This window comes from Aquirufa sp. A-Brett2-15D (genome assembly GCF_054558735.1).
This window is the reverse complement of sequence record NZ_JBSKFT010000002.1, coordinates 194,541-207,305: the sequence shown is the minus strand read 5'-3', so window position 1 is coordinate 207,305 and position 12,765 is coordinate 194,541. Positions and strand designations below refer to the sequence as shown.

The following is a 12,765-nucleotide window of genomic DNA, read 5'->3' as shown; positions in this document are numbered from 1 at the left end:
ACTAGCGAGAAAGCATATCCGACCGATGAGAGTCTAGTTTTAAAAAGATAAAAAGCAAAATAGTGAAAGACCATAAAGACGATCCACCATAGCTAAAATAGGGCAATGGAATTCCCATAATAGGCATTAAGCCGATCGTCATCCCAATATTTACTAAAAAGTGAAAAAATAGAATTCCTGCTAATCCATATCCATAGGCCCGTGCAAAACGGGAACGCTGCAAATCCGCTAAATACATTAAGCGCCAAAGGAAAGCTAGAAAGAGAATGATCATCAACATCACTCCAATAAAGCCATACTCCTCACCGATCGTACAGAAAACCATATCCGTACTTTGCTCCGGTACGAAATCAAATTTTGTTTGAGTACCTCCTAAAAATCCTTTGCCCCAAAAACCACCCGATCCAATCGCAATTTTCGATTGTGTCACCTGATAGCCTATACCTCTAGGATCAAATCCTGGATCAATCAAGACGCGAATTCGATTCCTCTGGTGTTCTTTTAACACATTATTGACCACCCAATCTACTAAAAGAGCCAAGGACATAATCAATCCAATAGCTCCTGAAAGACGCAAATAGGTCTTCGGATCTCTTCGCATATAAATGGGCATAAATACGACTAAAAGACCTGTCAATAAAACCAAAACGAGTAAAATTACCCAGGCCTTCACAAGCAGAGCCGAAACAAAAAGTGCAATTCCCCCAATAAATAAAGCGGGAAAGGTGCCAGGCAAGCCCTCTCGGTACAACAGTATAATAAAGGAGGCAAAAACCAAGGCAGAACCCGTCTCATTCGAACCGATAATCAAAAGCATGGGAATCAATATAATCAAAGCTGCTTTCCATTGAAATGGAAATTTACTTAGATTCACCAGCGGATCATTCAAATATTTAGCCAATAAAAGCGCGGTGGCAGCTTTAGCAAATTCGGCCGGCTGAATGGTCGCACTCCCTATTCGAAACCAGGAATGGGAACCATTAATGGTCACCCCTAAAAAAGGAACTGCCATTAATAAAAGCAATAAGCCTAGGTAAATAAACAGTGCAAAGGATTCAAAAAAACGAAAATCAATAACTAAAATACACACAATCAAAACCAAACTTGTGCCTATCCAAATTAATTGTTTTCCTGCATTCGAATCATAGAAAGCGGCATCTGAAAAGGATAATGGAGCATCTGGACTATATACCGCCGAGTAGATATTCAACCACCCTAATCCGACGAAAAACACATAGAACCCTACCGTTATCCAATCGATGCGACCTTGTATGTGATTAGAATCTGTCATCTTTTAGTAGAATCTGGGGTATTCTTCTTTCGCGCCACGCTGCCGTAGGCATTGGGCAAATAATTCATATTCATGAATTTAGTCTCCACAGCCTTGCGATCCACTTTCCGTTTTAAGTATTTTTCTACTACTAATGAGGCGATGGGAGCTGCTGCAGAACCACCAAAACCTGCATTTTCTACAAAAACAGCAATCGCAATCTTCGGATTATCTCTTGGTGCAAAAGCGATAAAAATAGAGTGATCCTTCCCTTTTTGGTTTTGCGATGTACCCGTTTTGCCTACCATTAAAATGTCAGGTATTTTGCCATCAGGCCCCACCGTACCGTTTGCGACAGCATCTTGCATTCCATCAATGACCACATTGAAATATTTAGCCTCTACCCCTACTTTTACTGGAGTTTTATAGAAAGGATCTATGCTTTTTGCCAAACCCACCCCTTTCACCACGTGAGGTGGGATATACCAACCTCTATTTGCGATGATTGCCGCGAGATTCGCCATTTTTAGCGGGCTAACGACGATCTCTCCTTCCCCAATACTTATCGAATAAATATTAGAAAATTTCCAACTTTTCTCCCCTTTATAAACGGCATTATAATAATCTACGTTTGGCAAAATCCCCTTCTTTTCATTTCCTAAATCCACCCCTAACTTACGTCCAAAACCAAAATTAGCCACTAAATCAGCCCAGCGTTGCAATCCTGTAGCCGAACGCTCATAGGTGTCTCCCGTAGTATTATCATAAATCATCTTTCGGAAGGCATGATAAAAATAAGGGTTGCAAGACACGCGAATCGCACCTCGCAAATCCACTGCTCCGTGTCCGTGGCATTTAACCGGAGCACCTGCATGCGAATAGACCGTTCCTGGGCCAATAAAACCGAGTTGTTGGCCTACTAAGGCTTGCACTAATTTAAAGGTAGAACCTGGACGATAATAGGCAGACGGCGGTCGATTTAGCAGCGGCTTCATCGGATCCAAGGCTAATTGTTGGTAATAATTCGAGAAATTATTACCCGTCAAAAGACTTGCATCATATGACGGAGCAGATACCATCGCTAATATTTCCCCAGTCGAGGGTTCAATAGCCACGACACTTCCTACTTTATGCTGCATTAAGCTGTCAGCATATTCCTGAATTTCTAGATCGATAGAGGTATACAAATTATTCCCTGATATCGGATTAATGTTCAAAGAGCCATTTTTATAATCCCCCTTTTCCACGCCATTGCTATTCACCATGCGGTATTTCACCCCTCTCTGGCCTCGCAAGGTTTCTTCATAAAAGGATTCTATTCCAGAAATACCTACGTAATCCCCTTGGCGGTAATAATCATCCTTCTGTTCAACAAGGGCAGTGGGACTAATCTCTGCGACGTAACCTAAGGCATTCGAAAAAGAACGGGATTGATAGGTGCGAAAGGCATTCGTCTCAAAGAAGAAACCCGGAAAATCAACCATAGCATCTTGTACACTGGCAAAATCTTCTTTCGATAAATGATTCAGAAATAAACTTGGTTTTACCCGCGAATAGGCCCTTGCACGCTGAGTCGTTTTAATGAAATAATCCTTAGTTATCTTAAAGACCTGACAAAAATAAGTAGTATCCTTAACCGCAGCCTTACGTGGAATGATATATAAATCATATACAGGAGTGTTGTAAACAATTAATTTACCAAAGCGATCATACACTTCGCCTCGAAAAGGAATCTGGATAATCTTGCGTATCGCATTATTATCTGCCGCTTTTTCATAAGTATCATCTACTACCTGAATGAAAAACAATTTTCCTATGAACAATAGCCCAATGAAACCAAAAAACAAGAAAATCAGATTTCGCCGATGAGTAAACACTAGATTGAAATTTTAATGACAAAAATACAGAATTATCCGCGCTTCTGCGAAAGCTATTTGGGAAGACTTTTGATGAGTGCAAAAAGCGCAAAAGCGATGGATCCCAGTGAGAAAATAATCGTAAACCAGGGCTTATCCGTAAAAAAATACGCATCTAGATAGCGGCCCGCAAAAACACCTGCGAGGATAGTTACGAGCATCTGAAAGGCCGCTCCCAAGAATTTTTGGTATGAATTCATATTCACCTAAATTTATCCAATTTTCGGGAAGATAAATCGTAAATTTAAAAATTGTTCTTTTGAACCTTATGCATAGGAGTCTTGTCTTTCTTTTTCTAGCCCTCAACACCTGGTCTTGTTCTCAATACAGCAACAAGCCTATGGCCGTTAGCTTTCATAATGTGAATGCGAAATACAATGCGATTTGGCAAGCTTCCAGATTAGATAAAGAATTACAAAAAAAAGCATTTTCGGAAAGGAAAGAGAGCTATAACTCCGTTTTGCCCATCCTTATTCCCCGGGACTCTAGCTTTAAACAAGGCAATGAAAAAGACATCAAAGAATTAATTCGAAAAGCATCTTTAGTCATTGATCGACACCAAAATTCGCATTTCATCCTGGATGCTTACCTACTGATAGGTAAAGGTCGTTTATACCAAAATGATCTAAAAAATGCCATCGAAACCTACAAATACGTTAATTCACTAGAAATTAGACCAGAGGCTTTGCTCTCTTTATACGAGATCTATTTAAATCAACAAGAATTCACCTCAGCCGAGAAAATCGAAGAATTCCTCAGCGAAAATCCGTTGAATTCCAATGAGAAAAAACAATTTTTACTTCTCAAAGCTTATTCCTTTCAACTCCTGAATGAACCACTGAAAGCGGTAGCCATTTTGCAAGAAGCCTCGAAATTTATAAAAAAGGGGGACGAAAAGGCCCGCATTTCCTTCATCATGGGGCAATTATTTAGTGATAATAATCAGCCTAATTTAGCTTTGGAAAGCTATAAAACGGTAGTAAACAACAAGCCGAGCTACGATTTGCAATTGCAAGCGAGCCTTGCCATCCACCAGCTGGAAGGGGACATTGTGGCTTTGAATCAACTGCTGAAAGATCCTAAAAACGAGGAAAGCAGAGCGGTCATTTATGTGAAAATAGGGCAATATTATTATACGCGAAAAGACTTTAAAAAAGCCAAAGAAAACTGGGAAAAAGGAGGAGAAAATAACCCGAACAAGGGCGAACTCTATTTTCAATTAGGCGATCTTTTTGCTAAACAAATGAAAGATTACGATCTAGCGGCTACTTATTATGATAGCGCTGCCACCTACCTTTCATCGAATCATCCAGATTTTGCGAAAGCCCAAAAATTAAAAGTATCCTGGGGCAAGTATACGGCCCTATCAAAACAAATTACGTTACAAGATTCGCTTCTCCGTTTAGCGAATCTAAGTCCAGAATCCTTACACGACATTTTTTTAAAACAACAGAAAGACACGGTTAAAGCTGTTGTACAAAAAACGACGCTCCCCGTTTTCACGAGACGACCCTTTAATTCAGATCAACAAAATTTTTATTTCAATAACGAACAAGCCCGAATACAAGGCACTATTGAATTTAGTAACCGATGGGGAAATAGAATATTGGAGGATTTTTGGAATCGAAAAAACAAAAACACTAGCATTAGCCTTGCCGCAGCTACGAATGTCACCACTGATAAAAAAGCTGGTCCAAGCAATGAAACAAAAGCCCAGGCAGAAGATAATTGGATAAAATCCATTCCGTCCACCCCCGCTTCTAAGTTAAAAGCTGAAAAAATAATCGAAGAATCTCTCTTCAAATTAGGCAAACTAGCCCGCTTAGAATTAGGGGAAAATGACTTAGCAAATACAATGCTAAAGCGATTATTAACGGATTATCCGAGTACGGCCTTTGAAGCAGAAGCGCTTTATATACATTATTTAAGCAGTGAAGCTGGGGCAAAATCCAGCTATCGTTCGACATTATTCGAACGTTACCCAAGTTCTTATTTCAAAACTATGATCTTGAAACTTGAGAATGGCACCTTATCTGAAAATAAAGAGATACAAGCACAAAAAAAATACGAAGAGGCATTTGAGCGTTTTGAAGCAAAGGATTTTAAAATGACAGCTGATGCCTGTTTATTCATCCAACAAACTTATCCGGGTAGTAAATTGGAAGATAAAATTGTATTTTTATTGGCGCTTTCTAAAGCGGGGATGCACGAGACTGAAGAATGTAAACAACTACTTGAAGAGTTTACAATTTCCTTCCCCACTAGTCCACTACTTAAAGAGGCGACAGAAATGCTAAAGCTGATCAATAAATGATTGAATTCAATAAAGAAACAAAGGTGAATCGAATTCATTTAGCTTATAAACTATTTGGCGGCACATTCTTATTTGCCATTTTATTTATCGCTTCTGTCAATTACAATTTCCTTTGGCTTTTCGGAGGAATGCCTAGTTTACAAGAATTAGAGAATCCAAAGAGCCAAGAAGCTTCCATATTAATCTCGGAAGATGGGGAAGAAATCGGAAAATATTTTCGAGAAAATAGAAACCTAATTGAATTTGAAGGACTAACCCCCATTCTAGTAAATACCTTAATCGCAACAGAGGATAATCGTTATGTAAGCCATTCTGGAATCGATGTGAGATCTATGGCGCGGGTATTTTTTTCAATGGGAACTTCAGGGGGAGGTAGCACTATTTCGCAGCAATTGGCCAAAAACTTATTTCATACGCGGTCCTTAGAATACGGGGAAGATGATCCGATATATATGGGTCTACTCATGAAAGTAGGAGGTTTGAAAACAGCTATTGCAAAAGTGAAGGAGTGGATTTTAGCCATCAAATTAGAGAGACGTTATACGAAGCAAGAGATCCTGGCGATGTATTTGAATGAGGTGAGCTTTGGAAATAATGCTTATGGAATTCAAGTAGCCTGTCGAACCTATTTTCAAAAAAATATTCAAAATATAACTTACCCAGAAGCTGCCATGTTAATAGGGTTATTGCAAAATCCATCGTTGTACAACCCAAGAGTTCGCCCAGAACGCACCTTAGCTCGCAGAAACACAGTTTTAAGTCAGCTCGCTAAATATGAATATATAGCCGAAGCAGATGCTGAAAATATGAAGAATACTCCACTGAATTTAAAGTTTAAGGTGGAAAATCAAAATACGGGAGCGGCACCCTATTTAAGAGAATCTATCCGAAAGGAATTAGTTACTATCATTCAAGAAATCAACAAAGATCGTCCTGAAGATCAGCAACTTAACTTATTTACAAGTGGACTGCGCATCCATACGAGCATAGATTCGCGTATGCAAAAATATGCTCAAGATGCTGTTCAAACTCATATGAGAGCGGAACAAATTACCTTCAACCAGCATTGGGCTGGCAAAAACCCGTGGGTAAATGAAAGAATGCAAGAAATAAAAGGGTTTATAATTTCAGCGATGAAAAGAACTGAACGATATCGTGACCTGATGGAAGCTTACAATAACGACGAGTTAAAGGTTTGGGAAGAGTTAAAACGCCCCGTAAAAATGACCGTATTTTCCTACAATGGAGATATTGACACCACATTGAGTCCATTAGACTCTATGCGTTACTATAAACGCATTCTAAATATTGGTATGATGTCCATGGATCCTACGAATGGCCACGTAAAGGCCTGGATTGGTGGCATTAATTTTAAATATTTTAAATACGATCATATTTCCCAAAGTAAGCGCCAACCTGGTTCTACATTCAAACCATTTGTTTATGGCGCCGCGATCGAAAATGAAATTGCTACTCCTTGTGATAAATATGTAGATGAACCTGTCACTTTTGGGACAGAGGATGGATTAACAAATGATACCTGGACTCCTCAAAACTCGGATGGGAATTATAGTTATGAGAGCTTGACCCTGAGAAGAGCAATGGGGCGGTCTATCAATACCATTTCTGCCAAATTAATTAAAGCACTCGGACCTAGTAAAGTAGCAGATTTTGCCCACAAAGCAGGCATAACTAGTTCCTTATACGAGGGGCCTTCCTTATGTTTAGGAACATCGGAAGTTTCCGTTTTTGAACAAGTGGCCGCCTATTGTCCTTTTGCAAACGGGGGAGAAAAAATAGACCCGATCATTATCTTAAAAATTACAGATAAAAACGGGGTGGTTTTACGCGAATATACTCCAAAAGCTAAGGCTGTTATGAAACCTGAAACGGCATATCTCATGACATATATGCTTCAAGGTGCTGTTCGTGAACCCGGCGGAACAGCTCAAGGTCTAAATAGTAGTTCCATCGCTTCAGGTAATGAAATCGGCGCTAAAACGGGTACAACCTCAAACTATTCAGACGGTTGGTTTATGGGTGTTACCCAAAAATTAGTCACCGGAGTATGGGTGGGTGGTGATGACCGAAGCATTCACTTCCGAAACATAAGTTTAGGTCAAGGAGCTAAAATGGCCATGCCCGCATTCTCTAAGTTTATGGAAAAAGTCTATGCTGACCGATCTCTATCGCTCGATGGCTACCGCAAAATGCCCTTTATCAAACCCGAAAATATCGCCTTTGACTTTAGTTGTGTGGGGGGAGTAGGAAGCGATTCGACATCAAGTACAACGGAAATCGAAAAACTTGAATGAAAATTTTAGCCTTTGTTTTTATTGCCCTTTTTACATTTGCCTGCAGTTCTAAAAAAACGGGGGAAGAACTAGCTAAAGAGAATTGTAGCTCCTGCCATAAGTTTCCAGATCCTAGTCTGTTAGACAAAAAGACCTGGAACGACCAGGTGCTGATGGATATGTCCTACCGTTTAGGCATGCGCAATAAGTTTGAATTAGCAGCAAAAATTACGGAGGAACAATTCCAGACAGCTGTAGACCTAAATATCTTTCCAGATAAACCGGTTATGAGCATCGAAGATTGGCAGGCAATCGTAGATTATTATGTGACGAATGCTCCAGAAAATCCCCTTCCTCAAAAAGCAAAAAGTCCCATATCCTCACTAACCCTTCATTTCAAAAAAGAAGACTTCCTTTCCCCTTCTGAAATACAAGGACGCGTTACCTCCGTTAAAGTACATCCCACTAAATCTGAGGCTTGGATAGGGATGAATACCAATGAAACGGTCATTTTAAACAGCAAACTTCAAGTTAGCTCCATCATTCGAACTCCAAGCCCTAATGTCAACACCGCCTTCATTGAGGGAAAAACCTATCTACTAAGTATTGGGAAAACACTACCCAATGATGAGAAATTAGGGTATCTATTTCAGGTTAATGCAGGTGGCAAATTGGCTAAATTAGTCGATGGATTAAAGCGGCCTGTAGATATGCAGGTTGCCGATTTTAATGGTGATGGCACTATGGATTATCTACTCTGTGAATATGGATACCAAGCAGGGCAGTTGGTTTGGGTGGATGGAAAATCAAAAGAGCGGCATCTGTTAAAGTCTCAGCCGGGAGCTAGAAATGTGATCATTAATGACTACTCGAAGGATGGGAAACCCGATATATTGGTCTTAATGGCGGAGGCGAAAGAAGGCGTTTCTGTATTTATTAACAAAGGGCAAGGATTGTTTGTTGAAAAACCACTTTTGCAATTTGAGTCAGTTTGGGGAAGTAGCTTTATGGAAGTAGCTGATTTGAATCAGGATGGATTTGATGATATCGTCATTTCAAATGGGGACAATGCGGATAATTCCAATACGAAAAAAGCATACCACGGTGTTCACCTGTTCCTAAACGATGGTAAAAATAATTTTAAAGAGACCTATTTTTACCCTGCATACGGCGCTACTAAAACCCTGGCGCGCGATTTTGATGGAGATGGAGACCTTGATCTAGCCATGATCGCCTTCTTCCCGGAGAATGAAAAAGGGAAAAACGAATCGTTTTTATACTTCCAAAACCAAGGAAAACTACAATTTCAAGTGAGCAATCTACACCTTCCAGATGATGCGCGTTATATGGCCATGGATGCCGGTGATTTCGACAAAGACGGAGATATTGACCTGCTTCTAGGTAACTTTCAATTTGGAAAACCAAAGCCAGGCGTTAAACTAACACCTGGCCTTCAGATTAGACTTTTAAGAAATACGATTCGTTAATTAAGTTTTGCCCCCTTAGGAATGAAAGCTTGTGCGCTAGCACTTTGGCTTAAATAAGACGAACCATAACTCCAATCGATCTTTTGTTTGTGCCCATTCAGCGAATAACTAAATGATGCCCCCGGTTTAACCGCTGCTTTCACAAACGAGCCCTGCGGCTTAAACACTTTCATAGGACCTCTATTTTGAAAAGCTATAAAAGCTAATTCGGAACCCACTTGAATGCCCACTAGGGATTTCGCATCCGCTGGGACCATCATACCTGAATTCTGCGCGTATGTAAATCCTTTGCCGTTACCTAGCAAGACACCGCCATTCGAAGCGTCGTAACGCCCCACCGCGACCTCGTTTGCAAAGTTATTCCCTACATATAAAATATCTAAATAGCCATCCGAATTCACATCCAAAATCTGCATACCGTTCATAGAGGATAATTGCGCCATATCCGGCAAAGCCTTTGCTTTAAAATGGCCTTCACCTAAATTCTCTATATACATCGATGCATTTTCCGTGAAGGATAATTTAGAGGCCTTCGCCTTCTCTTTTTCCGTTAAGAAATCATCTTGTGTAATCTTTCCATAGTCTTTGTAATATACCCAGCGCTGACGAGTCGAATTTAATTGTTTATGGACATCATCTTTCCCAAACAAAGGAGCAGACACGGGAGTCCCCGCTGCGCTTTGGAAATAAACAAAGGGGAATATATCATAGACGCCATTTGCATCCACGTCACCATGCAAAACATCCACTGGCTGCTTCGCATTCGCACGCAATAAAGTATTCTTACCCATATTACCAGCCACGAAGTCCATATCGCCGTCTTGGTCAAAATCTGCAGCTGCCACTGATCCCCAAAGACCAGAAATTTCTTCTAATCCGGTATTCTCTAATTTAACTAAATGTCCTTTTTCGTTTTGGTAAATCTGAATAGGCATAAATTCGCCAGCCACCACTAAGTCTGACCAGCCATCGTTGTTCACATCTGTCCAAACCGCATCACAAGCTAACGCAGGTTTCAATAAATCAGGAGCCCATTTTGCCGTCAAATCAGTATATTTTATCGATCCTGATTTTGAATCATTGCGTAATAAACGAGAGGTCGTTCCTTGTGGATAAGAGAACGGTACGTTTCTACCGCTGACATAAAGATCTAAATCCCCATCCTTATCAAAATCAACGGCACGAACCGCTGCATTACTTTCTGTAAATGCTGGCAAAGCAGAGGTAACCAAACTAAAATTCCCTTTTCCATCATTCGAATATATGACATCTTGCAAGCTTGTCGCCCCTATTTGACCTTCGGTACCCCCTCTAGCAATGTATAAATCCAAATCTCCATCGCGGTCCATATCAATCAAAAGTGAACCTAAGTCCTCTCCTAATTTTTCTTTTTTCTCCGCAACACCTTCTAGGAATTTCGCCACGAATTTTCCGGACGGCTCTTGTAAATAGAAGATTCCTGAATTGAATTTAGACCCTCCCACGAAGAAATCCTCTAAGCCATCTCCATTCACATCTCCTACGGAGGCTCCAGGTCCCAGTTGAGACATTTTGAAAGGAATTAAACTCTGAAAATTAAAGTCAATAAAGTCCATTTCTTTATGAACGTCCGTTAATTGCATCTGGTCTGTCACATCCCGCAATAAAGGCGCTTGTGTTTGGTACAAAGAAACATAAGGCTGCTTCGCATCGGACATTTTTACTTTCAGTAGCTGATCCACACCAGGTCTTGAAATCACCTGCATGGAATCATTCGGCCAAATAACCCGCAATTCTTTAATCTTCTGCTTCGCACCCAAACCGATGTGAGCCACTGCCTCCACACTAGATAAATAACCCCTATAAGGTGAATTCTCATAATAGAAATAGGTTCCATCCGCGTATACCCCTTCGATACGCGTACCAATTCCCTGAGTATTTTGGCCTTTCCCCTCCATCTTTACACGTAAATAATGCCCTTTATCTGCATTCGCTTCCACCGTATTATTTTGATAGACAAAAGCCTCGTCATTGATATTATTCACCACATAATCCAGGTCTCCATCGTTATCTAAATCACCATAAGAGGCTCCATTAGAGAATGACGGGCGCTGGATTCCCCAGACTGCACTCACGTCATCAAAATGCAAACCATCTTTATTTTTAAAGGCATAATTATTCACCTTAATGACTGGCATCTGCCCTAAAAGCATGTCATCCGAAGCTAATCGAGCTGAATTCGCTCTATACAACATAAAATCCCTATCTGTCACATCCCGTGGAAAGCCATTAGTAATCATCAAATCCCGGAAGCCATCATTATCAAAATCAGCCAAAGAAGGGCACCAGCTCCACTCCGTCTCCGCCATTCCCGCTAACAAACTTATCTCTTGGAAAGGTGCAGGAGAACCGTCCGCCTTTTTACCTGCGTTTAATTGCAAGGTATTACGCATGTATTGGTACGTATAACCGTGTAAATCACTGTTTTGGTAGGACTGATAGCTATTAGGCGGCGCTAATTGCTTCTTACGCTCATTATCCTTTGGCAACATATCCAGTGCCACGATATCTGGGCGGCCATCATTATTAATGTCCGCTACATCATTACCCATTGCAGATAAGCTGGTATGTTTGAAATAGGCTTTGGCCTGATCCGTAAACGTCCCATCGTGGTTATTGATGTATAAAATATCATCTGATACATAATCATTCGTCACATAGATATCCGGCCAGTTATCTTGGTTGATATCACAAATATTGATCCCGAGGCCATAGCCTTCGATCGTAATTCCAGCCTCCTTAGACACATTGGTAAAAACTGGATGATTCTTTTCTTTTGACCACTCATTGCGATACAAGCGATCGGTATTCGGATACGAACCATCTGTGACTTTAGGTCGATACAGTGAAGGAACCTGATCAATTACATCGGTCAAAACATATAAATCTAAATCCCCATCTCGATCATAATCAAAGAAAGCTGCGTGCTCACTATGTCCATTATCATTAATTCCATACTCCGCTGCCATTTCTTTAAAGCTAGGCTTGCCATCTTTAATCCCTTGGTTCACAAAAAGCATATTTTGTCGATCGCGCTCCGCATTCTTCATCGTCGCAGAGACATACACATCTAGCAAGCCATCGCCATTGATATCTACAATACTCACGCCAGAACACCAGCGATCTTTTGTGTCTAAACCAGCCGTTTTGCCTAACTCTTCAAACTTCATTTCCCCTTTGTTTATATACAAAGTGGCATTCGCCTGAGAACCAGAAAAAACGATATCTAATAAGCCGTCATTATTAAAATCCCCCATACCCACACCGCTTCCGTTGTAGAGGTATTCATACTTCAAAATAGTCAAGGAGTCGTTCTCCACGATCTTGTTTGAAAAATGAATACCGGTATCATCACCGGATAAAAGCTCAAAAGTAGTGGCGTTTTTACAAGAGAAAACGAAGAATGAACAGGCAATCAATAAGTAGGCGTAACTAGGCTTCATAG

At 40.5% G+C, this 12,765-nt stretch carries 7 protein-coding genes; 3 read left to right on the top strand and 4 right to left on the bottom strand.

Annotated elements, in window-relative coordinates:
* Window position 1: 1 nt before the first annotated feature.
* The 3 genes from rodA to ACST14_RS06095 are packed head-to-tail and all read right to left on the bottom strand — an operon-like array spanning window position 2 to window position 3,386.
* Window positions 2–1,291 carry a rod shape-determining protein RodA gene (gene rodA, locus ACST14_RS06105; protein ID WP_459461633.1) on the bottom strand — a complete coding sequence of 430 codons (1,290 nt, stop codon included), beginning with the start codon at window positions 1,289–1,291 and terminating at the stop codon, window positions 2–4.
* A complete protein-coding gene (locus ACST14_RS06100; protein WP_459461631.1) occupies window positions 1,288–3,147 on the bottom strand; it encodes a penicillin-binding transpeptidase domain-containing protein in 1,860 nt (619 codons plus the stop codon). The genes rodA and ACST14_RS06100 overlap by 4 nt, the downstream gene beginning before the upstream one ends.
* 53 nt (window positions 3,148–3,200) lie before the next feature.
* Window positions 3,201–3,386, bottom strand: coding sequence for an AtpZ/AtpI family protein (locus ACST14_RS06095; protein ID WP_459461629.1), 186 nt, complete (start codon window positions 3,384–3,386; stop codon window positions 3,201–3,203).
* Between the two features lie 68 nt (window positions 3,387–3,454).
* Between ACST14_RS06095 and porW the strand changes: the two genes are divergently transcribed.
* The 3 genes from porW to ACST14_RS06080 are packed head-to-tail and all read left to right on the top strand — an operon-like array spanning window position 3,455 to window position 9,281.
* Window positions 3,455–5,500 carry a type IX secretion system periplasmic lipoprotein PorW/SprE gene (gene porW / locus ACST14_RS06090; RefSeq protein WP_459461627.1) on the top strand — a complete coding sequence of 682 codons (2,046 nt, stop codon included), beginning with the start codon at window positions 3,455–3,457 and terminating at the stop codon, window positions 5,498–5,500.
* Window positions 5,497–7,815, top strand: a complete 2,319-nt coding sequence (locus ACST14_RS06085; protein WP_459461625.1) for a penicillin-binding protein 1A — start codon at window positions 5,497–5,499, stop codon at window positions 7,813–7,815. Before porW ends, ACST14_RS06085 begins: the two co-directional genes overlap by 4 nt.
* Window positions 7,812–9,281 (top strand): FG-GAP repeat domain-containing protein, encoded by a 1,470-nt coding sequence (locus ACST14_RS06080; RefSeq protein ID WP_459461623.1) that lies wholly within the window; start codon window positions 7,812–7,814, stop codon window positions 9,279–9,281. The genes ACST14_RS06085 and ACST14_RS06080 overlap by 4 nt, the downstream gene beginning before the upstream one ends.
* Here the strand turns inward: ACST14_RS06080 and ACST14_RS06075 are convergent.
* Window positions 9,278–12,763 (bottom strand): VCBS repeat-containing protein, encoded by a 3,486-nt coding sequence (locus tag ACST14_RS06075; RefSeq protein ID WP_459461621.1) that lies wholly within the window; start codon window positions 12,761–12,763, stop codon window positions 9,278–9,280. The two genes, ACST14_RS06080 and ACST14_RS06075, sit on opposite strands and share 4 nt — an antisense overlap.
* Window positions 12,764–12,765 lie beyond the last annotated feature (2 nt).